The organism is Pirellulales bacterium, from assembly GCA_019636345.1.
Lineage (GTDB): Bacteria > Planctomycetota > Planctomycetia > Pirellulales > Lacipirellulaceae.
Genome location: JAHBXQ010000004.1, coordinates 215,840 through 241,010, shown reverse-complemented (window position 1 = coordinate 241,010; position 25,171 = coordinate 215,840). Strand labels below are relative to the sequence as shown.

Here is a 25,171-nt window from a genome sequence, read left to right as displayed (position 1 = left end):
CAGACCGACTGCGACTCAATCCTGCAATTGATCGAGCAATTGCATGGACTTCAGCGCGAACGCCCCCGCGACGACGACCCGTTCGCCGGTCTTCAGTCCCGCGGTGACTTCGACCCACTCTTGCGAGTGCAGCCCGACGACGACGTCGACCGCGGAGAACTCGCCGGGCGCGGTCTCGACAAAGACGAAGACCCGCCCCTCATGTTCGATGATCGCCGCTTCGGGAACGGCAAGGCAGCGCCGCTCGGCGCCGACAGGCGCCGCCACTTCGACGAACTGCCCCGGCCGCAGATCGCCCCGCGGGTTGTCGAGAACGGCCACGAGCGACACGGCGTGCGATTCGACGCCGACCTCGCCGCCGGCGTAGTGAACCTGGGCCGGCAACGCCTTGCCGCCGGCGCCACCGACAAGAACTTCGACCTCGTCCCCGGGTTTCAGGGCCAGGGCGCCGGCCTGCCGGTCGCGGATGTCCGCCTCGACCCATACCGTCGAGGTGTCGGCGACGACGAACAACGCGTCGCCGGGGGCGACCCGTTCGCTCGCCGAGAAGGCCCGCGACTGGACCGTCCCCGCGATCGGAGCCCGCACCTCGAGTTCCGCCAACTGCGATTCGCCGATCGCGCGCCCTTCGTCGCCGCCGTTGCCGAGGAGGGCCGCGAGGTATTGCCGGCTGATCGCGACTTGTCGCTCGGCGTCGGCAAGTTCGTTGGCGGCGGTGAGCGCGTCAAGTTGCGCCTCGTAGGCTGCCGAATCGAGAACCGATTCGAGGTCGGCTTGGGCGGTCGTCGCGGAAATGCGGCGTTGCTGGACCTCTCGCCCCGGCAGCGCCGAGGCCAACTCCGGGTCGCTCGCCTCGGTTCGCAGCAGCGCCGCCTGCCGCGCCGAGGCGTACCGAGCCAGAATGCTTTGCCGATACGCGCCCAGTTCGACGGCCTCGACTTGCCGGGCGATCTCCTCGGGCGAGGTCCGAGCGTGAACGGCGGCGAGCAAGGTCGACACGCCCCGTTCGACGGCCGAAGCGCGGCGGTCTTTGAGTTGGGCGAGGTCGCGGTTCGCCGACCTGCGCAGCACCTCGGCCCGCGCTTGGGCGACCTCGGGACTGATGACGAGAGCGAGCATCGCACCCGCCTGGACCGCGTCGCCCGGCTTGGCGCCGATGGCGGAGATGATGCCCGAGGCGGCGACAGTGACTTCGACATATCGCCGGTCGTCGTAGCGGATGCGGGCCGGCGCGGCGACCGTCGCCCGTAGCGAATGAATCTCGACTGGAGCGACGACGATCCCCGCGGCGGCGACGCCGGCCGGGCTGAGCGCGAGCTTCGATGCGTCGCCCGCAAGAGACGCCTGCGCGGCGATCAACGCCCAGACGACCGACGCGCTGACGACTGAGGCGGGAGACGGCATGCTGAACCAAGTTGTTTCGCCTTGGCATCCGGAGTCGGCACACGGCATGGAATGAGACTTCATGGCGACGGTGTTCCCGAGGGGCGGGGAAAAGCGAACGAGCGTGACAGCCGAAGGATCGACGGCAGCGCGCGAGCGCGTCGGCTGCGTCAAGAGACGGCGCCCAGGGCTGTGCAGCGACTCGGCTCGTGCGGCGTCCGAGGGGCTGCGGGCAGGCCCAGCAAGGGCGGGCGCTCAGATCAAGAGAAGTTGCGATTGAATTCGCAGCGTCGGCGCGGGGGGCCGACCGTCGGGAGAAGGCGCCTGCGGCGCTCCGGCCCGCATGCCAAACGACCGATTGGCTAGGGACGTCGACTTGCCGATCCAGGCGATCAACGGATTGGCCGTTGTGTCCTCAAGCGGTCCCCGCTCTCCGTCGGCAATCAGGACGTTCGCCGTCTCGTCGCACGCGTGATCGGCGCACGGGGGAGTCTGCTCCGACGCAGGTCGCGGGGTCGGGTCGGCCGTCCGTCCGGCGACTTGCCGAGCCTGCTGCACCCACAGATTGCCGTCGAGACAGCCGCAGGGGCACGCCCCCAACTGGTGCACCAGCGCGGCGGCCAACACGGCCGGCAACGACCGACGCCAGCGAACGCAACGGTGACGGCCAAGCGACGACATGCCCACCATGATAACCGTCCCGTTTCCGCCCGTCACGACGAATTCAATCGGCCGCGGATTGCGAGTTTGCGAGGATTGCGAGTGAAATGCGGCGCAAAGGACCGACTTCGCGGACGTTTCGCGGTGCAATCGCGACGGGGCACGAGGCGCGTTCCGTTCGCCGACTTCACCGGAGAGCGGGTTGCGATTGGCCGCCGGTTCTCAGCAGACAACTTCGCTTCCGGTTGAGATCGCGTCAGGGAAGGAGGGCCAGAGGCGAGTCGCGAAAGTCGAGGGGCCGCGTCGCCGCCGGCCGCGCCGAGTCATGCTGCGCAGCGCAACTCGACGGTTCGCACATTGAACTCTGACTATGGGTCTCTGAGAACATACAAGGGGGCGGGAACTGAGGACGCTGGTCCCGCCACCAGGACCCCGCGAACAGACGCTCAATTGCCCGCAGATTCTGCGGGGGAACCACTATTATTCGAGTTGCTCGAACCGTTGCGGATTCGTTCTCCCTGGCCCTGCAGAAAGGCCTTGGCAGGGTGCGGCGATATTCAATCGCTCGGCGACGCACTGAGCGACGGCGCCACGGGACCCCCTTGGCACGGATCTCGTTTTGCTAGCATCCTGCTTCCCGCAAAATCCCCGGCTGGAATGATGGGGCGAGTGCGAATTGTCGATAAGGAGCATGCGCATTTCACGCGTCTCGCGGCGCAAAGTGCGGCGACTCGTCTCCCCATCTTATCTCCCGCGTCTGCTCTGTTTGCCGAGTTCTGCCCCATGGCATGCGCGCTGAAGTTGTGCACGGCATGGCTGGCAATCGCATGCAGCGTTGCCCAGGCAGGCGTCCGCGGGCTGGCGGACGTGGAGGAGATGCCCCTTACCGCGGCTTTGGAGGGAGACCTTTGGCAACCGTTCGAACTCATGCCAGCGACGCCGGCGCCGACGCCGATCTGGACCGGGGTGGCGCCCGCCTCCTACGTCGTCTCGGGAGAGGACTACGATCACCCCCCAGCGCCGGCGGCGAAGCCGGAGGCCGAGTTCGATCCGGCCGACTTGCCCGCGCCCGACGCCCCGGACGAGCCGCAATTCAAGCTCCCTGAACTCGAGACGCAAGCTGCGTCTCAGGAAGAGAAGAAGGAGAAAGCTTGGTACGAGAAGATGAAGATTCGGGGCTATGCCCAGTTCCGCTATAACCGCATCGGGGAGACAAACCCGAACTTGCGCAGCCCGCAAGGCGACCGCTCGATCGGCGACGATCAGTCGTTCTTGTTGCGGCGGGCCCGCATGGTCTTCAGCGGCGATGCGGGCGAGTACGTCTCGTACTACATTCAGCCCGACTTCGCCAGCGGCGCCACGGGGCCCAACCCGCTACACTTCCTGCAGATTCGCGATTTCTACGCCGACGTCCATCTCGACCCGTGCAAGGAACATCGGCTTCGGATCGGCCAGTCGAAGGTCCCGTACGGTTTCGAGAATCTCCAGTCGAGTCAGAACCGCCTGGCGCTTGATCGAAACGATCCGCTGAACAGTGCGGTCGTCAACGAGCGCGATTTGGGAGTGTTCTACTACTGGGCGCCGACGTTCATTCGCGAGCGGTTCAAGCATCTTGTCGAGAGCGGACTTAAAGGCTCCGGCGATTACGGCGTCGTCGGGCTGGGGATTTACAACGGACAAACCGCGAATCGACCCGAGCTGAACTCCAACCAGCACGTGGTCGCGCGCATCTCCTACCCGTTCATGTTCGCCAACGGTCAGATCTTCGAGCCGGGGCTCTCGGGCTACACCGGGACCTACACAATCGAGCGGTCGGCGGGAATCGGCGGAGGGCCCGACTTTCTGGATCGCCGGGGGGCGGTGAGCTTTGTCCTCTACCCGCAACCATGGGGCGTCCAGGGGGAATGGACCAACGGGCAGGGGCCGCAACTCAACGCCGCCCAGACCGACGTCGAGCGCAGCTCTCTGTACGGCGGTTACTTCCAACTGTTTTACAAGTGGGACGAGTTCTGCGTCTTCGGCCGGCCCGGCACGTTGTTCCCGTTCGTTCGGCTGCAGCGCTACGACGGCGGCCGCAAGCACGAGGCGAACAGCCCGACCCAGCGCATCCGCGAAGCGGAGGTCGGGTTCGAGTATCAGTTCAGCAAGGCGCTCGAGCTGACGGCCCAATACACGTTCGCCGAACGAACGTTTCCGCAGGCGCCCTACCAGCAGGAAGAGGGTTCGCTGCTGCGACTGCAATTGCAGTGGAACTATTGAGTTCGGCCCGAGAGCGTCGCCCCCCCGGGGCGCCGTCTTTGGCTCGCTCCCTCGATTCAGGGCCGACGCTGGCGCCGAAGTCATTGGACGAGGCGATGGCTGCCTCAGCGAGAGCCGCATCTCGCACCGCCCGAACGGCACAATTAGTGCAAAATATGCGCAAAAAATCGCAAGCGGCAGCGGTACGGGAAACCGCCGGTTACAACCAAACCCAGGCGATTCTCATCCCGTCAGCATTCTGATCGAAGCCTTCGCTTATTCGCTATTGCGAACCAGTTGATCCGCGCTAGCGCACGCCCATTAGGCTCCTCTCAGCAATGAGGGGACCGGGCGTACGTCGCTTCACTGCATCGTTCGCTGTGACCGTGCGCGGACAACTGACCCTACTTGTTCTTGAGAGAGAGGACTCGGCACCCATGCGTCTGCAACTTAATTCGTGCTTCCGGCGAGTCGTAGCCGGATGGACCGTCGTCAGTGCGTTTGTCTTCGCTATGACTGCGAGCGTCCCCGTCGCCGAAGGCAGCGTCTGGACCGTCGCCGGCGGCGGCAACTACGGCGATTCCGGCAACTGGTCGGGGGGGGTTCCGAACGGCTCGGCCGCGATCGCCGATTTCAGCCAAGTCGATCTCAACGGCGACGCGAGCGTGACTCTGAACGCCGACGTTACGCTCGGGCAGTTGCTGTTCGGCGACACGGGATTGGGAACCGCCGGATCGTGGGAACTGCGGACCGACGAGTTAACCTTGCCCGTCATCACGCTCGACAACGGGGCCAGCAAGCCGATCATTCGGGTCAATACGCTGACTCCCACCACGTTCGACGACGCCTTCATCGCCCACAGCTTGGCGGGCAGCAACGGGTTCTCGAAAGTCGGCGCGGGGATCGCCACCCTGGGAACGGGAACGAGCAACACGATCACCGGCGGCATCAACATCGACGAAGGGACGCTCCGGGTTCGGGGTGCGCTCAATGCCCAAGCAATTACGATCGCCAATGGAGCGACTCTCGACACCAGCCCGGCAATTCGCTTCGCCCAAGGGATCAACGTCGCCGCGGGCAACACGGCGACCCTCGTCGCCGGCGCCGGCACGACCGACATCGGCAATCTGAACGCTTCGGGGGCCACGCTCAATCTGGTCGCGATCGCCGGCCGGACACTTCGCGCCAACGACAACTGGGCCCTCAACGGTGCTCCGGCCGTGGTGAATGCCAGCGGCGGCGGGCGATGGGCTTTTCGCATCAACGGCGGATCGTACGCCGGGGGGAGCTTGCAGAACTCAGCGGTGAATTTGGACGATATCACCGTCTGGACCCGCACCAACTCCGGCGGCAACACCGTCAGTTTGGGGTCGTTGTCGGGAACCTCGGCGGCGATCCTCTCCGGCGGCGGCGAGGGGGGCGGCTCGTTCGTCACCTACTCGATCGGCGCTCTCAACACCGACACGGTCTTCGCGGGAACCATCGACACGACCAGCGCCCCAACGCCCAACTCGTCGACCGACCTCGGCGGTCTCAACCTGACCAAGGTCGGCACGGGCAAGCTGACGCTCTCGGGGACGTTGAGCTATCAACCCACCGGCAACAGCACCGTGAATCGCCGCGGCGGGATCACGACCGTCTCCGCCGGCACGCTGGCGTTGACCGGCAGCACGGCAATCCCGGGCGGGATTCTGCACGGCACGGTCGGCGAAGTGCTGAGCACGATCAACATTCAGTCCGGCGCCACGCTGGACGTCGCCGGCTACTCGGGAACCTACTCGACCGCGGCGATGCAGCAAGTCGTCGGCGCCGGAACAATCGTCGGTCATTACGCCCATGACGAAGGGGTCATCCGCCCGGCCAACACGATCAGCGGCACGACCGCCTCGGGCATCAACCCGTCGACGGCCGTCGGGGGGACGATCAACTTCGCCAACAACTTCACCTGGAACGGCGGCGATTACGCGTATGATTTGACGCTGAATCCCGCCGCCGGCAACGACTTGATCAACGTCTCCGGCACCGCCACGCTGACCAACGGCACGGTAACCCCCAACTTCCTGGGGGGCATCCCGACGACGGGGACCTACACGCTCATGACCGCGGGAGCATTTTCGGGGTCCCCGGCCGGCATCACGATCAATTGGCCCGGTCGCAGCGCCGATCCGGTTCCCTTCATCGACGGCAACAGCCTGAAATTCAACGCCCCGGGAGTCAGCAGCGCAAGCCTCACGTGGGTGGGCAACAGCGGCTCGAACTGGGACGTTGAAACCACCCCCAACTGGACCGGAGCGAGTCCCAATACGTTCTTCCAGTCGGACAGCGTCGCCTTCAACGACTCGGCGACGACGTTCAACGTGAACGTGGCTGCTAACGTCCAGCCCACGGCGGTCGTCGTGAACAACAGCGCCAACGACTACGTGATCTCCGGAACCGGCGGCATCAGCGGCAGCGCGACGTTCACGAAGACCGGCTCGGGCATGCTGACGATGACCACGGCCAACACGTTTTCGGGGGCGGCCTCGATCTCCGGAGGAACGGTCGACATTGGCGCCGCGGTCGGAGCGTTGGGAACGGGGGCGCTGACCTTGTCCAATGCCGCCATCATGGCCACAACAAACGCTTCCGCAACCACGGGACTGACGAACAGTTCGCTCGCTCTCCCCGGCGGCACGGCGAGCACGATTTCAGCGGGCGGGAATACGAATCCGTTCAGCATCCCCGCGATGTCTGGTGACGGCGATTTGACGCTGACGACGGTCACCGTCGGCAAGATCATCGACCTTAGCACTCTGACCGGCTACACCGGCGACATAACGGTAATCGGCGCCACCGACACGGACGAAGTCGAACCGTTGGTGACCGTCAACACGACGATCGTCCGTCTCAACGGCGCCAACTCGAGCTTGCCGAACTCGAAGGTGTCGTTGACCAACGGCGCCTCGCTGCGAGATCGCGCCACCTCGGTGCAGACGCTGACGCTCGGGGCCCTGGAAGGAGACGCCACGTCGACCTTATACGGTTACCAGGGCGGTTCGGGAGCCACGGCCCGTACGTGGCGGATCGGAGCCCTCAACACCAACACCACCTTCGCCGGCGTCATTCAGAACAGCACCGGCAGCAGCAGCACGACGGCGCCGGTCACGCTGGTCAAGATCGGCACAGGCACGTTGGAACTCACGGGCGAGAACACCTACACGGGCGACACCCGAATCGAAGCGGGGACGCTCAGCATCAATAATCCCTATCTGGCCGACGGGGCCGACGTCTTTGTCCACACGGGGGCGATCTTCGACCTCGATTTTATGGGCGCCGACGTGATCGATTCGCTCTATCTGGGCAACATTCCCCAGACGCCTGGCACCTACGGCGCGTTCGGCTCGGGCGCGACTTTCGAGAGCGCCTTCTTCACTGGCACGGGCCACTTGTCGGTGAGCACGCTCGGCGCCCCGATCGTCACGCCGGGCGATTTCAACGGCGACGGCCGCGTCGACGGCAGCGACTTCCTGCAGTGGCAGCGAGGCGCCTCGCCGAGCGCGACCGATCTCACCGCTTGGCGGACGAACTACGGCGCCGGGGCGGCGACCCCGACCGTCGGGGCCGTTCCCGAACCGTCGGCAGTCCTGCTGACGCTGGGCTGCGGACTCGCCGCGTTGGGATTGCTGAAGCGTCGGAACTGACGCAGCGACGCGTTCATATCGCGAGCACGGCGCTGCTGAACTCACACGACTCGGTCGCGGCCGACTCTCTTTGCGGGGAGCCGGCCGCGACTGTTTACGGACGTTGCGAAACTGCGCAATCTTGCACTCTTGTCTGTCCTGTTCGGGCCGGGCACAGGACAACACCGATCGCTTCCAAACGATGCAGAGTCCGACGGGCGACGGAGTGCGATCGGCCCGCTCAAACGACGAGCTTCCCTTTCTCGCCACGAGAATCCGGCCTCATCCGCGTCCCGTTGCGTTGCTCGAAGTGGATTCCCTGACTGCTCTGACCAGGTGAATTCTCAGCAAGACAGCTTGGCATGTCGATCGGATTTCACGCGGTCGCTACTTGCGTCGGCGCGGGTCTGCCGGGCAGGATGGCAGCTACGGCAGCGAGCTTCTCGGACGCATCGTCGCGGCGCTCGCCGGCATCTCTGACGGAACGACAGGATGGGAATTCTCGCAGAACCTTCTCCCGCAACCGCGTGGCACCAACTGACGATCGGCGAGACGTGCCAGCGGCTCGACGCGACAGCGGACGGACTGACCGGCGCCGAGGCGGCCCGGCGGCTCGCGGAGCACGGCCCCAACGAGCTGCAGGTCGCCGGCGGGGCGACGTGGCAGTCGCTGCTGCTGGATCAGTTCAAGAACGTTCTGATCCTGGTCCTGCTCGTCGCGATCGGGTTGTCGGCGTTTCTGGGGCATGCGATCGAAGCGATCGCGATCAGCGTCATCGTGCTGTTCGCCGTGCTGCTGGGTTTCGTCCAAGAGTTCCGCGCCGAGCGAGCAATCCAGGCGCTTCACCGCATGGCGGCGCCACTGGCGACCGTGCTGCGCGACGGGCGCGAAATCGCAATCCCGGCCCGTGAATTGGTCCCCGGCGACGTCGTTCTGCTGACGGCCGGCAACAAGATCCCTGCCGACGGCCGGTTGCTTGAAGCCGTCAATCTGCAGGTCGAGGAGGCCGCGCTGACCGGCGAGTCGGCGCCGGTCGAGAAGCAAACCGCCCCCCTGCCGTCGCACGACTCGGCGCTCGGCGATCGGACGAACCTCGTCTTCGCCGGCACCGCAGCCACCTATGGGCGCGGTCGAGGAATCGTGACGGCCACGGGCATGCAGACCGAGTTCGGCAAGATCGCCTCGATGCTCCAGGAGGTCGAGACGGGCCAAACGCCTCTGCAGCAGAATCTGGACCGCGTCGGCCGATCGCTCGCCATCGCCGGGGGAGTCGTCATCCTGTTCATCGTGGCGATCGGCCTGTGGCGCGGACAGCCGTTCATCGAGATGCTGATTTTCGGCATCGCGCTGGCCGTGGCGGTCGTCCCCGAGGCGCTCCCCGCGGTGGTGACGATTTCGCTGGCGATCGGCGTACAGCGGATGGTCAAACGCAACGCGCTGATGCGGCGCCTGCCGGCCGTGGAAACGCTCGGCAGCACGTCGATCATCTGCTCGGACAAGACCGGCACGCTGACCAAGGACGAGATGACCGTCCTCAAACTCGCGGCCGGCGACCGGGTGTTCGAGGCGGCGGGGATCGGCTACGAACCGCCGGGACGATTCTCGTTCGACGGTCAGGAGATCGTCCCGCCCGGGGAGCTCCTCCGTCTGCTCCAGGCCGGCGTGCTGGTCTCGGACGCCGCGATCGTGCGCGACGAGCAGGAGGGCGCCTGGAGCATCAAAGGAGATCCGACCGAGGGGGCGATCGTCGTCGCCGCCGCGAAAGCCGGGCTGCAGAAGGCCGCGCTCGACGCCGAGCACCCGCGCACGCACGAAATCCCTTTCTCGTCCGAGACCAAGCGGATGAGCACGCTGCACGACGGGCCCGCAGGATCGCTGGCCTGCATGAAGGGGGCCCCCGAGATCGTCTTGCAGGCCTGCACGCGGCGGGCGACCGCTGCCGGGGATGTCGAACTCGACGAAATCGCTCGGCGGTCGATCCTCGACCTCGCCGAGCAACAGGCCGGCGAGGCTCTGCGGATGCTGGCCGTCGCCGACAAACCGGGCGCCGAGATCGCCACGATGGAACGGGACATGACCTTCCTCGGGCTCGTCGGGATGATCGACCCCCCGCGCCCCGAGGCGCGTGCCGCGATCGCCACCTGCAACGCCGCGGGGATCAAGGTGGCGATGATCACGGGCGACCATCCCCTGACGGCTCAGGCGGTCGCCCGCGAACTGGGGCTGCTCCGGACGGGCCATGTCGTCACCGGCGCCGAGCTTGAGCGACTCGACGATGGCGAACTCGAGCGCCAAGCTCCGTCGATCGAGGTCTACGCCCGCGTCTCGCCGGCCGACAAGCTGCGGGTAGTGACGGCTTACCAGCGCATCGGGCAGATCGTCGCCATGACCGGCGACGGCGTCAACGACGCCCCGGCCCTCAAGAAGGCTGACGTCGGCATCGCGATGGGAATCACCGGCACCGACGTCAGTCGCGAGGCCGCCGCGATGACGCTGCTGGACGACAACTTCGCCTCGATTGTCGCCGCGGTCGAAGAGGGGCGGGTCATCTTCGGCAACATCAAGAAGTACCTCATGTACTTGCTGTCGTCGAACATCGGCGAGATCGGGCTGATGGTCGGCGCCTCGGTCGCCGGATACCCGTTGCCGCTCACTGCCGTACAATTGCTGTACATCAACTTGGCGACAGACGGCCTGCCGGCGCTGGCGCTGGCGGTCGATCCCCCCGAACCGGGACTCATGGAGCGCCCTCCCCGTTCGCCGCGACGTGGCATCTTCACTCGGTCGGTCGTCATGCTGATGCTGGTCGGCGGGGTCTGGTCGGCGCTGGTCAACCTGGGGCTCTTCGCCTGGGAACTGCAGTCGGGCCGATCGCTCGAACATTCGATGACGATGACGTTCGTGTCGCTCGTGTTGATCCAGTTCGTCAAGGCGTACAACTTCCGCTCTGATCGGACTTCCGCCTTTCACCGTCCGTTTGCCAATCGCTGGCTCAATATGGCGATCGCATGGGAACTGCTGCTGTTGGCTTTGATCGTGTACATCCCCCTATTGCAGACCCCGTTCGAGACGTTCAGTCTGTCGGCCGTCGATTGGGCGATCGTCACGGTCGCGGCGTTCACCGTATTCCCGGTGCTAGAGGGTGCCAAGTGGATGGAACGCCGCGGCTGGTTCGGGGCGCTGGACTGATCAACAGCGAATGAACGGGGACGGGAGTTCTGGTTACTCAAGGATCCTGGTTGCCGGGGGCGCTTCGAGAAGACGACATCGCGTCCTCGTTCCGGCGTCATTCAGGTTCGACCTGCCATGCCCGAAGTTCCATCCCCCGCGACGCCCCCTGGCAACCGGTCTCCGAACCGACGCTGGCAACGGTTGATCGGCACGCAGGCCGGGATCGCCGTGCGACATGCCCGACGCGCGGTGGTGTTCGTCATCGGCATGACGATCGTGGCGATCGGCGTGGTGATGCTCGTCACGCCGGGGCCGGCGATGGTCGTGATCCCGTTGGGTCTGGGGGTGTTGGCGGTCGAGTTCGCCTGGGCCCGGCGATTTCTCGAGCGAATCAAGCTCCAGGCGCGCAGCGTCCTCGGCGCCAATTCCGAGGACAAATGCACCGACGGGCGGCGGGCGAAGTAGCAAGTCAAGGCCAGTTGCGCCCGCCGGGGCGGCGGACAGCCGGCGCGGAAACGCCCCGCGGCAGGCGAAATCGTCCGATTCGGGGCATTCGCCCATATCAAACTGCCGAGGCTCGGTTAGAATCAATGCGTTGGTTCAGCCGATCGCGCATGCGATGCCGCTTCATTCATGGGTCGGCCACACGCTCTTTCGTCCGTCCCTTCTCGTTGACGAATCACGACCGCTGCTGCGCGCGTCGCTTTGATTCCGTTCCGGTATTCGCAGCGCGAGGACGTTGTTCGTGGGTAAGAAAATCTATTGCGGCAATTTGGGTTACGGCGTCACGAGCGCCGATCTGGAAGCGCTGTTCGCCGAGTACGGCGCTGTTCGCAGCGCCGAGGTGATCATGGATCGCGACACGGGTCGCAGCAAAGGGTTCGGATTTGTCGAGATGGAGCGCGACGCCGACGCCCAGAGCGCGATCTCCGCGTTGAACGATCGCGAACATGAGGGCCGTCCGCTCAAGGTCAACGAAGCCAAGCCGCGTGAAGAACGTCGCGGCGGCGGCGGTGGCGGTGGCGGCGGCTACCGTGGCGGCGGAGGCGGCGGCGGCGGCTACCGTGGCGGCGGCGGCGGCGGCGGTCGCCGCTGGTAATCGCTCACTCAACGGTCCGCGCCGCGGAGCGGCGCACGGCGTTCATGCGCCCCCGCGCGTTCACGCGCAGCTTGGCGCGGCAACGAATTCACCCAGCCGATGCCGCAGCGCCCGCGGGCGCTGCGGCGACCTCTCAGAGCGAGCCGATGGCGAAGAATCAGAACACGATCGAGAAGCAGCGCCGCGAGATGGAGAAGAAGCGTCGCGCCGAAGACAAACGTGCACGGCGACAGGATCGCAAGTCGACCGCATCCGATGCGTCCCCCGATGACGCTGTGATCGGCCCGTGGAGCGCTCCGCGAAGAGACGCTCCTTCATCGACTGACAGCCAGTCCGTCTGACAGGAGGGGATCTGCGGTGACGCTCACCCGCGCTGAATCGGCCGTGATGGCCGTGTTTCGAACTTACTTGGTCGGGCCCGGGGAGATGCTTTGTTTCCACGGCCCGCTGGGACTGCAACACGCGGCGTCGTTGCAACGGCTCATCGATCGCCAACTGTTGATCAAAGAGTCGTTTGCCGGGGGATACAGCCTCACTGCCGCCGGCTTTGAGGCGATGCGGGCCGACGATTGCTGATCTTCGGCGAGCGATTAAAACTGATCACGCGTCGCGTCGGCGGCGGGCAATTCGACCGCCGAGTCGGTACGTAACGCGGAGGTGCGACGCAATGGACGAACTTCGAAACCTCGTTTGGGATTACCTGTTCCAAGCCGCTGACCAATGCTCGTTGGACGAGCTCGTCGCGCATACGGGCCGGGATGCCGCTGAAGTCCTCGAGGCCGTCGATCATCCCTGGTTCTGCGTTTCGAACGGCAAAGCGGCCGTCGCCTATGCGACGGGCCCCGTGGACGCGACTTCTCGCAAGTCGGCTCCTTGACCCGATCAGGACCCCGATGCCGCTGTTCGATTGGCTGACAAAACGGTTCTCTCCGCGCATCCGAGCGGCGTGGCACTATCGGCGGGGAGTGCTGGAAGCCCGCGCCGGCCGCAACGATTCGGCGATCATCGACTACACGATCGCCGTCGAAATGCCTGAAACGGCTCCTGACGTACGGGCCATGGCGCTGTTCAACCGGGCGCTGGCGTACAGTACGATCGACGATCGGGAGAGCGCCGTCGACGACTTGTCCCGGCTCTTGGAGATGCCGGCGGCGTCCGTACAAATCAAGACCGAGGCGCGGCGAAAGCTGCTCCGGATGAAACGATCGGACGAACGCTGACGACCCCGCGGCGAAGAACCTTTCCGCGTCGATGCTGGAACCCGCACTCACCTCGGAGGACTCTCGACAATGATCGACGAACGCGATGCGACGCGGAAATGGCGAACCTTGTTCCACGGATCAAGCGTCACGCCGCAGACCATGGTCGACGCGGCGGCTCTGCTCGAGGAGATGTCGCCCGAAAGCCCGCTGCGGTTGAGGCTCTCTAATGAATTGGAAGAACTGAAATCGCGCAGCGAAGGCCGTCCCGCGCGCCGGCGACGCTAATCCGCTCGCGATTGCTGCGGCGGTTTAACTCGCGCTGGCCGTCGGCGGCGTCCAGGGGAGACGCGGTCCGGTGGAGGTCGCGAATCCGTTTCCTCCCGCGCCCGGCGCCGGGAACAATTCCTTGCGCAACACGATCGCTTCGGACGTGGCCGTCCCGTCGGATCGGAATCCGCGGTTGCGGAAAATCCGCGTCATTCGCGTGTTGCCCGGGGCCGTCACGGCGAAGACGCGGCGAACGCCCCACTCCGCGCAAACGTCTAAGCAGGCGTCGGTGATCAGCGAGCCCAAGCCTCGATTCTGCCACGCGTCGGCCACGAGGATGGCGAATTCGGCGTCCGAATGATCGGTGTTGGCGACCAGCCGACCGACTCCGGCCAGTTTCCGCTCTCCCCCCTCGTCGACCTCGGCCACCAGCGCCAGCTCGCGGTCGTAATCGATGAAGCAGTACCGCGTCGCCATCTCGTGCGTCGTGTGATTGAACAAGCAGCCGAATCGCATCCAGCGCGTTTCGACTGAGCATGACGCGAGCAGCTCGTGCCACAGCGGCTCGTCTTCGGGTTTGATCGGCCGCAGCACGCAGGGGGCGCCGTCTTCGAGCTTCGCCGTGCGGACGAACTCCTCCGGATAGGGCCGGATCGCCAGATGCGAGAACCGCCGCGGGGTGCGCAGCACGGCCGCGCGATCGAGGATCACTCGCGCATCGAGCGCGACGACGTCGTCCGGCGTGGCCAGCAGCGGGTTGACGTCGAGTTCGGCGATCTCGGGGTAATCGGCCGCTAGGTACGAAACCCGCATGAGCACCTCGATCAACCGGTCGATGTTGACCGCCGGCCGACCGCGAAAGCCCTTGAGCAGCGGCCAGCAACGCAAGCTCTCAAGCATGTGCCGGGCGAGCCGTTCGGAGAGCGGGGGGAGTTCCAGCGCGCGGTCGGCGTATAACTCGGCGGCGACCCCGCCGGCGCCGACCATCAGCACCGAACCAAATACAGGATCGCGTTTGGCTCCGACGATCAACTCGTGGCCGGCGGCACGGTCGATCATCCGCTGGACGGCGACCCCTTCGACGGTCGCGTCGGGGCGCCGGCGGCGAGCCGAGGCGATCACTTCGTCGAAGGCCGCACGCACCGCAGACTCGTCCAAGAGCCCCAAGGCCACGCCCCCCACATCGGTCTTGTGGGTGATCTGCGGCGAGGCGATCTTGAGCGCCACGGGATACCCGACCCGCGTCGCGAGTTGCACCGCATCGTCCGCCGTTCGGGCGAGATAGGTCTTGGTCACGGGGATCTCGTACGCATCGAGCAGCGCCTTTGAGGTGCTCTCCCCCAGGACGTCGTTCTCCTCGGTCAGCAGCGAATCGAACACCTCGCGAAACTTCGTGCGATTCAGCGAGAACGCCACCGGCACGTCGCGGGGCGTTTCGTAGAGCAAGTCGCGAGTGCGGGCGTAGGAGACGAGATTCATGAAGGCCCGCACCGCTTGCTCGGGGGCGAAGTAGGTAGGAATGCCCGCTTGATTGAAGCGATCGACCGCCTCGGCCATCGCTTGCCCCCCCATCCAGGAGGCGAGCACCGGCTTGCTCGACTTGCGCGCGACTTCGATCACCGCGGCGGCGGCGGCGGTCGGATCGCTCATCGCCTGCGGCGAGTAAATCGCCAGCGCCGCGTCGACCCCCGGGTCGGCGAGCACATGTTCCAGTGCGCGGGCGTATCGCTCCGGGGTTGCATCGCCGATCACGTCGACCGGGTTGCGCCGCGACCACGCAGGCGGCAGGACGACATCGAGTTTTGCGATCGTGTCGTCGGCCAGCCGAGCGATTTCGCCGCGCCGGGCCAACAGCGAGTCCGTCGCCATGACTCCCGGGCCTCCGGCGTTGGTGACGATTGCCAGCCGCGGTCCCTTGGGGGTTGCTTGACGCGCGATCAGTTCGGCGCAGTCGAACATGTCGGTCATCTCGTCGATCCGCACGATCCCGGCGCGGCGAAACGCGGCGTCGTACACGGCGTCCACTCCCGCCATGGCCCCGGTGTGCGAGGCGGCCGCCTGGGCCGACTCGGTGAAGCGGCCCGCCTTGTACGCAATGATCGGTTTGTTCCGCGAGAACGCCCGCGCAGCCGACAAGAACGATCGCGCGTCGGTGATCGACTCGATGTAGAGGATGATCGCCTCGGTCGCAGGGTCGGCGGCGAGATAGTCGATGAGATCCCCCATCCCGACGTCCAGCATGTTCCCCACCGAGATGAAGTGGGAGAACCCGACGTGCTCCTGCTTGGCCCAATCGAGGACCGAGGTGCAAAGCGCCCCCGACTGCGACAGAAACGCGACGCGCCCTTTGGCCGGCATTCCCGCGGCGAACGTGGCGTTGAGCCGCGCATGCGGGTTGATGGCCCCCAGGCAGTTGGGCCCCAGGAGCCGCAGACCGTCGAACTCCGCGACGGCGGCGGCGAGTTCCTGCTCCAACGCGAGGCCTTGCGGTCCAACTTCGCGGAAGCCGGCGGAGATGACGATCACGCCGCGCGTGCCGACCGCGCCGATCTCGCGCAGCACCGCCGGGGTCGTCGCCGCGGGGGTGCAGATGACGGCCAAGTCCGGCGCCGCCGGCAGGTCGGCAATATGCGCGAAGCACTTGTGCGGACCGATGGAACCGTGTCGCGGGTTCACCGGCCAGACAGGTCCGGGAAAGGCGCCGCGGACGATGTTCTCCAACACCGAACGTCCGACCGTGCCGGGGGCGGCGCTCGCCCCGACGATCGCAATGCTGCGCGGGGCGAAGATTTTTTTCAAGTTGCGGATCGGCATCGCATGGCGCTCCTTTCTTATCCGCCGCCCCTGCGTGCACGAATGAACGGCACGCAGGGGGGCGCGGATAAAAAAAGAGGGTGGCTGGGGCGTCGTCCTCGCTCTTGCCGGCACGAGGACGAAGTTGCCGCTGGGCCCCAGTCACCCATTACCGCCGCTGGTCGCGACAGGTCGCCTGACGCGACCTTAGGAAAAGCAAACCCCGTGCCGATTCATCGGCTCGACATTTTGCGGCGTTTTTTCGAGGTGCGGGGCCCGAAGCGTGTGCGACCGCAGCATTTTTGAGCGAATCCGCACGGATGCAGTCGCCGTCCGCAGATCGAAACCGATCGGCTCCACGCTATTCCGCAACCGCGGGCTCATCCTTGAGCTGGGCAAGTTGGGCCCGGAAGGCCTCAATCCCCGCGAGAACGTCCTCCTCGACCTCGTCGGCGGGATTCGCTTCGATGCTGCTCTCGGCGCTGCTCTCGTCGCTCTCGGCGGCTTCGGGAACGGCCAAGGTCTCGGTCGCTCCTAAGGACATGGCCTCGACGACGTGTTCGTCGGGCTCTGTCGGGGAAGCCAACGCCTTGTCGGAGGTCGTCGAGGAGACGACCGGGGAGTCTTCCGCGACCGCGTTGCTCGGCGTCACTGTCGCGGGCCGCATCGGAGCGAGCAGCGTTCGCGGCGTCAATCGGCGGGGCATCTCGCCCGAATGGAGCAGGTACACCGCCAGCGCAAACCCCAGAGCGAGATTGGCGATCGACGTGATGGCGAGAAAGACGATCATGGCCGGGTTGCGCTTGGAGGACCCGTGACGCCGGAATCGCACAGCGTCTTGCTCACAAGTCTAGGCCACAGGCGCGGCGGCACAGGCACTGCGGAGCGGAGAATCGTGCCCGCGCGGTGATGCCGATTGTGCCGGCCGTGCGACGTGCACCGGAGATATTAGCGACGCACGGAGGCCGACTCGCGAGCGGCGGCCGCGGAGCGGGCGAGAGCCTCGACGAACGCCGGCGACGCTCCGTTGACCGTGATCACTTCGCTCTTCCCGCCCGGTTCCTGGGGGCGAATGATGCAGACGACTTCGCTGGCGCCGGCGCGGCGAGCCAGTTCGTCGAGTGTCGCCAGTTCGGCGGCGGTCATCGGTCTGGGCGTATCGAGATGCTCCGCCGCAGAGGCCGGCCAATCAGGCGAGGGAACCGGGGCGGCCGGTGAGGGCGCCGCAGCGGACGCGAACGGATTGGCCGGCGGCGTCGAACCGAAGGCGCCGGGAGAGGGCTCGTCGGCAAACGGCAGGGGAGCCGTCGCGGCCGGGTCCTGGCCGCGGACTTGGGGCGGCTCAGCCGGACTCGGCGCGGCGAGCGCGGTCCCCGCAGGCTGTTGGTAGACGGTCGAGAGCTGCAACTCGTCGAGCTTGGCGTGAATCGAACCCAGCGCGGCGTAGAGCCCCTCGTCGGCCTGAGGATCGGCGGCAAAGCAGACGCCGACCACTTGGCCCGCAGCATCGAACAATCCGCCGCCGCTGCGACCTTCGACCGGCGCTCCCGCGGCCTGCAGGTTCGGATGCCCCGTGTAACGATCGACGCTGTTGACTCGGCTGACGATCGGCGTGGGGTCGGCGCCGCCGTTACAGCCCATGCTGGTGACTGGTTCTCCCCGCGCGGGGGCTGCGTTTGCGGGGGCGATTGGCGCCACTTGCACGGGGGCGTTGATCCAGATGCTGACCAAGCCCAGGTCGCGTTCCAGATCGTAGGCGACCATCCGTCCCGCGACGACGTCGCGTTTCACGGCGCCTTGCGGTCCGTGATCGAACAGCGTCACTTGAATCGCGCCCCGACCTTGCGACTCGCGGAAGATGTGTCCGCAGGTCAGGATAAGGGCTTCGCCGCTGCGGGCGTCGACGATTGTGCCCGTGCCGGTGGACTTGCCTTGAGCGTCCTCGACCGACAGCCGGACTGTGGCCGCAGTCAGCTTGGCGATTGATGCGGAGGGAGGCGTCGGTCGCGTTTGAGGCCAAGCGTCCTCCCGACGCGGCGGGACAGGCGCTGGCGAACGCTCGTAGCCGGCCTGGGATTCGAGTTCGACGATCCGGCCCGCTTGCGGCGACTGAAACGCCGGGTTCGCGCCGGGGGATTCGGGGGCGAACGTCGAGCGTCCCCCCTGGAATTGGATCGGAGCGATCGCGTCGGGCGACTGTCCGCGGACCGAGGGTGCGGCGGAGCGAGCGGCGAGCTGCTGCGATTTGTCGATCATTTCGACCAGATTGCGTGCCGTCGTAGCCCCGGAGAGTCGGGACATTTCGCGCCCATCGACCAGAACGATGAACGTGGGAAATTGATCGACTTGAAACTGGCGAGCGAGTTCCGGCTCGCGGGTGGCGTCGATTTCGCGCACCGCGTAACCGGCCCGAGCGAGTTCGGCGACCATCGGCCGCATGGCCCGGCAGGGGGCGCAGCCGGGGATGGAGAAGTCGAGGAGCAGCGTCTGGGCAGCGCCGGCAAAGGTCGGCGCGACAAGAAGTACGAACGCGGCGACGAACGAGCCGACGAGGCGGTTGCGGACCATGGCTTCCTTCCGTGGATGCGCGGTCGCGCGGTCGAGCGGGTCGACCGATGCGAGTTGTCTGGCGGTCGGATCAAGTCGCGTCGTCGAGGGAGATCCTTCTCCGCCCGCGGGGCGACGCGATGATTTGGCGGCAGGCGCTCGATCCAGACGAAGAGATGCGTACCAGCGACGCCCCGACCCGAACGAGCGGGCCGGATGGTCGGAGATATGCCCTGGCGGGGCAAGGGCAAACTCAGCCGCGCCGTGCTAGCAATCGATCACGCGGGCCAGGGCGAGATGAGGCGGATTCAGCACGCCCAGAGACGAGCACGACGGGGGGCGATCGACATGCCCTCGTCGCGCCGTCACGGTTCCTGCTCCGCTTGTCGCATCGGTTTCCCTTGGCTGCTAAAAACGCCCCGTAATCTGACGGTTAAGTGCGCTCCTGTCGGCTGCTAGCAGGGGCGTTACAATGGCGGTTTGGCCATCGTTCGCCATTGGGAGGGAGCCGCCGTGAGCGAGTCCGTCGTCGTTCCGTCGTTTGTTCATCTGCATTGCCACAGCCACTTCAGCCTGCTCGACGGGGCCAGCCCGATCAAGGGGCTGGTGAAGCGGGCGAAAGAGCTGGGAATGAACGGCCTGGCGCTGACGGATCACGGCAATCTGTACGGGGCCCTGGAGTTCTACAAGGCCTGCAAGGAAGCCGAAATCAACCCCGTGCTGGGTTACGAGGCGTACGTTGCGCCGGGAAGCCGGTTCGACAAATCGGGGGCGTTGTCGTCGAAGGAGGCGACCTTTCACTTGACGCTGCTTGCGCAGAACCGGACCGGGTTTCGCAATCTGGTGAAGCTTGCCAGCCGAGCGTTTTTGGAAGGGTTCTACCACAAGCCGCGGATCGATCGCGCACTGCTCGAAGAATACAGCGAAGGGATTATCTGCCTGAGCGGGTGCGTCAGCGGCGAATTCAGCCGGGCCCTGCTCGCCGCTTCGAGCGGCAAACGGGGCGAGGCGCTCGGCGCCCAGGCCGAGGAACAGGTGGCCCGGGCGATGGAAATCGCCGCGTGGTTTTCGCGCGTGTTCGGAGACCGATACTTCATCGAGATCCAGGACAACGGGCTGGAGATCCAGCGGCTGGCCAAGGAGGCGGCGGTCGAAGTCGCGGGGCGAATGGGGCTGCCGCTGGTAGCCACCAGCGACGCCCACTACGTGCGGCGCGAGGACGCCGAGGCCCAGGACGTGTTGTTGTGCATCAACACGGGCAAGTACCGCACCGACGCCAACCGAATGCGTATGGAGGGAGATCAGTTCTACCTGCGGAGCCCCGAGGAGATGTATGCGGCTCTGAGCGATCAGGCCGACGCGTTGAGGCGCGCGCAGCAAATCGCCGACTCGGTCGACATCGACCTGGAGTTGGGCAAACGGCACTTCCCGACATTCGCCCCGCCGGAGCAAAAGTCTTCGCTTGACTACTTGCGCGAGCTGTGCGTCGCAGGGCTCAAGGACAGGTACGCGGGGCAGGCCGATCGGTGGGAGGGCGACGACCTGTCGCGCGAGGTCTACGACCGACTCAATCGCGAGCTTGGCGTGATCGGCAAGCTGGGGTTCTGCGACTACTTTCTCATCGTGTGGGACTTCGTCCGGTTCGCGGTCGAGCAGCAGATTCCGTGTACGGCCCGCGGTTCGGGCGTGGGGTCGCTCGTGTGCTACGCGTTGCGGCTGAGCCATGTTTGCCCGCTGCGATACGACCTGCTGTTCGAGCGGTTTCTCGACGAGAGCCGGCTCGAAGCGCCCGATATCGACATCGACTTCTGCAAGGAGCGACGCGGCGAGGTCATCCAGTACGTCAAAGACAAATACGGCGAAGCGAACGTCGCCCAGATCGGCACGTTCGGCACGCTCGCGGCGCGAGCGGCCATCCGCGACGTGGGGCGGACGATGAGCATGCCGATCTTTCGCGTCGACGAGATCGTCGCGATGGTGCCGGACCAACTCGGCATCTCGCTCAACAAGGCGCTCGAAACGAGCGAAGATCTCAAGCAAGCGTACGACAAGGACCCCGAGGTTCGGGAGCTGTTGGACTTGGCCCGGAAGATCGAGGGGCTGGCTCGCAACGTGGGGACGCACGCCGCAGCCGTGGTGATCGCCGAACGACCGGTCGACGAATACGTGCCTCTGCAGACCGTCAAAGGCAAGACGGAAGTCATCACCCAATGGGCGATGGGGGACGTCGAGGCGGCGGGCCTGCTGAAGATGGACTTCCTGGGACTGAGAAACCTGACGATCCTCGCCCGAAGCGTCGACCTCATCGAGCAGTCGCGAGGAGAGCGGGTCGACCCGTATGCGTTCCCGCTCGACGACAAGGAGACCTACGCGCTGCTGTGCCGGGGGGAGACGAAGGGGATCTTCCAGCTCGAAAGCGGCGGCATTCGCGATCTCCTGCAGCGGATGAAACCGGACCATTTCCGCGACGTCATCGCCACCAACGCCCTCTACCGACCTGGGCCGCTCGAGGGGGGGATGGTCGACCAGTACATCGAAGTGAAGCACGGCCGCAAGCCGGCCGAGTACCCCCACCCAGTCATGGAGGAGGTGCTCGCCGAAACGCATGGCGTGATGGTGTACCAAGAACAGGTGATGCGGATTCTCAACCGACTGGGGGGGATTCAGCTCTCTCACGCGTACACCTGCATCAAGGCGATCAGCAAGAAGAAGCTGCCGATGATCGCCAAGTACAAGGAGGAATTCATCGCGGGGTCGAAGGAGAAGGGCCTCGACGCGAAGAAGTCGCTCGAACTTTTCGAAATGATCGAAAAGTTCGCCGGTTACGGCTTCAACAAGTCCCATTCGACCGCGTATGCGCTGATCGCGTACATGACCGCGTACCTCAAGGCGCACTACCCGGTCGAATTCATGGCAGCCTTGTTGTCGTGCGACATTCCGGGACGGAACTTCAAGAGCAAGGACTCGCTGGTCGAGCACCTGGAAGATTGCCGGCGGATGAACATCGATGTGCTTCCTCCCGACGTCAACGCGAGCGATCCGGACTTCAAGGTCGCGAACGGAAGAATCCACTTCGGCCTCAGCGCAATCAAAGCGTGCGGCAGCGGGGCGGCCGAAGCAATCGCCCAGGAACGGGTCGCCAAGGGGCCGTTCGCCAGCGTGTTCGACTTCTGTGAACGAGTCGACCCGGGGGCGTGCAACCGAGCGACCATCGAATCGCTCGTCAAGGCCGGCGCATTCGACAAGCTGGGCGGACATCGGGCCCAGTACATGGCGGTGCTCGATCGGGCGCTGCAGTCGGGCGCCGCGGCCGCGGCGGATCGACGTTCGGGGCAGAAGGGGTTGTTCGACGAAGTCGAGGAAGAAACGACCGACGCCGCGATCGATCTGCCCGAAGTCCCCGCCTGGGGCGAGAAGGAGTCGCTCGCCCAGGAAAAAGAGGTGCTGGGCTTCTACCTGAGCAGCCATCCGTTGGCCGAGTATGAGCCGACGCTGCGAACGTTCTGCCCCAACTCGAGCAAGTCGATTCTGCAGATGGAACATCGCAGCGAACTGTTGATGGGGGGGATGATCGCGGCGATTAAGTTCTCGCACACCAAGAACCCGCGCAGCCCCGGGGCGCCGACGAAGTACGCCATGTGGGACCTCGAGGACCTGGAGGGGATCGCTCGCTGCATCCTCTGGCCCGAACAATTCGCCCAGTGCGGGCAGCTCGTTCAGCCGGATGCGATCGTAGCGATTCGCGGCAAGGTCGACCGACGCCCCGGCGCCGAGGAGGTCAACGTCATCGTCGACGAGGTGATCCCGATCGCCGACCTCGAGGCGCGGTTCAGCAGCGGGATCGTCATTCGCGTCGCCCAAAACGGCGACGCCGAGCGGCGGCTGGAGCAACTGCGCGAGATCGTTCGCGGCTACCCAGGCCCGAAGAAGCTGCAGTTGCGACTCGACCTGGCGACGGGAGGGCACGTGTTCATCGACAGCGAGACGCTTAAGATCGAGCTCAATCCGGAGCTCCGCGAGCGGGTCGACGGCCTGTTGGGACCCGGGAACTTCCACCTGCAAAGCGTCCGGCCTCAGCCTGCAGGCAATGGCGCCGGCAACGGGCACGGAAACGGTCGCGGGCGGCGGCCGCGGTGAACAAGTTCGGCGCCCGACCCGCTCGCAGGGTTTGGGTTCTCGATTAGGATAGAGCCTTCGCTGCCGCGTTCGTCGCTTCGCAACTTGGCGCCGGTTTCACGCACCTGACGTGCGGCGCACGACGCAACAACGCAACGCAAGAGACCCTGACTACGCGACTGTCAATCATTGGGATGCACTGGCTTATGTCCGCGATCAAACGCATTCTCGTTACCGGCGGCGCCGGGTTCTTGGGGTCGCATCTGTGCGAGCGGCTCGTCGGCGAAGGGCACGACGTGATCTGCGTCGACAATTTCTTCACGAGTCAGAAGTCAAACGTCGCTCATCTGCTGGGGCAGCCGAATTTTGAGTTGGTGCGGCACGATATTACGCACCCGATTTTTTTGGAGGTCGACGAGATCTACAACATGGCTTGTCCCGCAGCGCCGGGCCACTACCAGTACAACCCGATCAAGACGATGAAGACCTCCGTGCTGGGCGCAATCCATATGCTTGGGCTCGCCAAACGATGCCGGGCCAAGGTGTTGCAAGCGTCGACAAGCGAAGTATACGGCGACCCCGAGGTCCATCCGCAGCACGAGAGCTACCGCGGCTCGGTGAACCCGATCGGCCCGCGGGCGTGCTACGACGAAGGCAAGCGGGCGGCCGAGACGCTGTTCGTCGATTACCACCGCATGAACAGGGTCAACGTCCGGATCGTACGAATCTTCAACACCTATGGGCCGCGGATGCACCCGTACGACGGGCGAGTCGTGTCGAACTTTATCCGGCAGGCGCTCGCCGGGGAGGACATTACCGTGTTCGGCGACGGTTCGCAGACCCGCAGCTTCTGTTACCGCGACGATCTGGCGGAAGGGATCGTGCGGATGATGAACGGGCCTGACGATTTCATTGGCCCGGTGAACATCGGCAATCAGGGCGAGTTTACGATCCGCGAGCTGGCCGAGCTGGTGATCGAATTGACCGAGTCGAAGTCGAAGCTCGTCGAGCGCCCGTTGCCGGCCGACGATCCGACGCGGCGGCGGCCCGACATCTCGCTCGCCAGAAAGCATCTGGGAGGCTGGGAGCCCAAGACCCCGCTCCGCGAAGGGTTGACCAAGACGATTGCGTGGTTCAAGACGATCAACATGGCGGACTACCGGGCGCCGACGCCGAATTACTGACGGCAGTTTCACCGCAGATAGCATGAGCATTGACCAAGCGTCGATTCTCGGACCGCAAGACGCCTTGGTCGTTGGTGCTTGGTCGTTCGTCGTTAACCCCGCTCAGCGAACTCCGGCCCTCTGCGAAGCAGGCCGTCTCGCTTCGCTAGAGCCTCGACCTCCCCAGTAATCGCCAGCATGTCAACTGACGAGCTCTATATGCAGTTGGCGTTGGCCGAGGCCCAGGCCGCGGCATACGAGGACGAGACGCCGGTGGGGGCGGTCGTGGTTCATGAAGGGCGGGTGATCGCCGCGGCCCACAACCAGCGCGAACAGTTGCACGACCCGACAGCTCACGCTGAGATGATCGCAATTACGCAGGCGGCTGAATCGTTGGCGAGTTGGCGGCTGTCGGGCTGCACGTTGTTCGTGACGCTGGAACCATGCCCGATGTGCGCGGGGGCGATCGTCCAGGCCCGCGTGCCGCGGGTCGTGTACGGGGCCGACGACCCCAAGGCGGGGGCGGCCCGAAGTTTGTTCCAAATCCTGGAAGACCCCCGGCTCAATCACCGCTGCGAGGTCGTCCCCGGGGTGCTCGCCGAGCCTTGCGGCGAGATCTTGCGGGAGTTCTTCCGCCGGAAGCGGCAAGAGCGGGGATAGATCTGTAACCCGCCTTCTGGGCTCAACTCCGCTTTGACCCCAGGGCCACGAACAACCGCGCGGCCTCGGGGCGTGAGCTAGCAGACCGAACGGTGCGGCTATGTAAGTTCGCCCACGTCCGGAGCAGAGCGGCTGTTGCCGGCCGGAGCGAGTTGCGGTTTGCTGAGCTTGCGGCGGAAGCCGTCGCAGCGGTCCGCGGAGCGGTCGCGGCGT

General features: G+C 65.5%; 17 protein-coding genes. 12 read left to right on the top strand and 5 right to left on the bottom strand.

Annotated elements, in window-relative coordinates; translation table 11 throughout:
* Positions 1 to 15 precede the first annotated feature (15 nt).
* Positions 16 to 1,467, bottom strand: coding sequence for an efflux RND transporter periplasmic adaptor subunit (locus KF688_11705; protein MBX3426336.1), 1,452 nt, complete (start codon positions 1,465 to 1,467; stop codon positions 16 to 18).
* Between the two features lie 171 nt (positions 1,468 to 1,638).
* Entirely contained in the window at positions 1,639 to 2,064 is a 426-nt protein-coding gene (locus KF688_11700; GenBank protein ID MBX3426335.1) for a hypothetical protein, read from the bottom strand.
* Positions 2,065 to 2,826: 762 nt separating this feature from the next.
* Between KF688_11700 and KF688_11695 the strand changes: the two genes are divergently transcribed.
* The 9 genes from KF688_11695 (at position 2,827) to KF688_11655 (ending at position 13,697) form a co-directional block, all read left to right on the top strand.
* Positions 2,827 to 4,302 (top strand): porin, encoded by a 1,476-nt coding sequence (locus KF688_11695; GenBank protein MBX3426334.1) that lies wholly within the window; start codon positions 2,827 to 2,829, stop codon positions 4,300 to 4,302.
* A 491-nt stretch (positions 4,303 to 4,793) separates the two neighbouring features.
* Entirely contained in the window at positions 4,794 to 7,961 is a 3,168-nt protein-coding gene (locus KF688_11690; GenBank protein ID MBX3426333.1) for an autotransporter-associated beta strand repeat-containing protein, read from the top strand.
* Between the two features lie 471 nt (positions 7,962 to 8,432).
* On the top strand, positions 8,433 to 11,129 hold the full coding sequence (locus tag KF688_11685; GenBank protein ID MBX3426332.1) for a cation-translocating P-type ATPase: 2,697 nt from the start codon (positions 8,433 to 8,435) through the stop codon (positions 11,127 to 11,129).
* Between the two features lie 117 nt (positions 11,130 to 11,246).
* On the top strand, positions 11,247 to 11,576 hold the full coding sequence (locus tag KF688_11680) for a PGPGW domain-containing protein (protein ID MBX3426331.1): 330 nt from the start codon (positions 11,247 to 11,249) through the stop codon (positions 11,574 to 11,576).
* A gap of 280 nt (positions 11,577 to 11,856) precedes the next feature.
* Positions 11,857 to 12,210 (top strand): RNA-binding protein, encoded by a 354-nt coding sequence (locus KF688_11675; protein MBX3426330.1) that lies wholly within the window; start codon positions 11,857 to 11,859, stop codon positions 12,208 to 12,210.
* A gap of 357 nt (positions 12,211 to 12,567) precedes the next feature.
* Positions 12,568 to 12,786: a hypothetical protein gene (locus KF688_11670; protein ID MBX3426329.1), complete on the top strand. Its 219-nt coding sequence runs from the start codon at positions 12,568 to 12,570 to the stop codon at positions 12,784 to 12,786.
* A 91-nt stretch (positions 12,787 to 12,877) separates the two neighbouring features.
* On the top strand, positions 12,878 to 13,087 hold the full coding sequence (locus KF688_11665; protein ID MBX3426328.1) for a hypothetical protein: 210 nt from the start codon (positions 12,878 to 12,880) through the stop codon (positions 13,085 to 13,087).
* A 16-nt stretch (positions 13,088 to 13,103) separates the two neighbouring features.
* On the top strand, positions 13,104 to 13,430 hold the full coding sequence (locus tag KF688_11660) for a hypothetical protein (protein MBX3426327.1): 327 nt from the start codon (positions 13,104 to 13,106) through the stop codon (positions 13,428 to 13,430).
* Positions 13,431 to 13,499: 69 nt separating this feature from the next.
* Positions 13,500 to 13,697, top strand: a complete 198-nt coding sequence (locus KF688_11655) for a hypothetical protein (GenBank protein MBX3426326.1) — start codon at positions 13,500 to 13,502, stop codon at positions 13,695 to 13,697.
* A gap of 24 nt (positions 13,698 to 13,721) precedes the next feature.
* On the opposite strand, the gene KF688_11650 is transcribed toward KF688_11655, so the two are convergent.
* The 3 genes from KF688_11650 to KF688_11640 form a co-directional block, all read right to left on the bottom strand.
* The gene (locus KF688_11650) at positions 13,722 to 16,493 is read right to left on the bottom strand and encodes a bifunctional acetate--CoA ligase family protein/GNAT family N-acetyltransferase (protein MBX3426325.1); all 2,772 of its coding nucleotides are present in this window, start codon (positions 16,491 to 16,493) and stop codon (positions 13,722 to 13,724) included.
* A 340-nt stretch (positions 16,494 to 16,833) separates the two neighbouring features.
* Positions 16,834 to 17,262 carry a hypothetical protein gene (locus KF688_11645; GenBank protein ID MBX3426324.1) on the bottom strand — a complete coding sequence of 143 codons (429 nt, stop codon included), beginning with the start codon at positions 17,260 to 17,262 and terminating at the stop codon, positions 16,834 to 16,836.
* A gap of 158 nt (positions 17,263 to 17,420) precedes the next feature.
* The gene (locus KF688_11640) at positions 17,421 to 19,040 is read right to left on the bottom strand and encodes a trypsin-like peptidase domain-containing protein (protein MBX3426323.1); all 1,620 of its coding nucleotides are present in this window, start codon (positions 19,038 to 19,040) and stop codon (positions 17,421 to 17,423) included.
* Between the two features lie 465 nt (positions 19,041 to 19,505).
* On the opposite strand from KF688_11640, the gene dnaE reads away from it, so the two are divergent.
* The 3 genes from dnaE (at position 19,506) to tadA (ending at position 24,958) form a co-directional block, all read left to right on the top strand.
* A complete protein-coding gene (gene dnaE / locus KF688_11635; protein ID MBX3426322.1) occupies positions 19,506 to 23,156 on the top strand; it encodes a DNA polymerase III subunit alpha in 3,651 nt (1,216 codons plus the stop codon).
* Between the two features lie 173 nt (positions 23,157 to 23,329).
* On the top strand, positions 23,330 to 24,319 hold the full coding sequence (locus KF688_11630) for an SDR family oxidoreductase (protein MBX3426321.1): 990 nt from the start codon (positions 23,330 to 23,332) through the stop codon (positions 24,317 to 24,319).
* 177 nt (positions 24,320 to 24,496) lie between these two features.
* Positions 24,497 to 24,958: a tRNA adenosine(34) deaminase TadA gene (gene tadA / locus KF688_11625; GenBank protein MBX3426320.1), complete on the top strand. Its 462-nt coding sequence runs from the start codon at positions 24,497 to 24,499 to the stop codon at positions 24,956 to 24,958.
* The last annotated feature ends 213 nt before the right edge of the window (positions 24,959 to 25,171 follow it).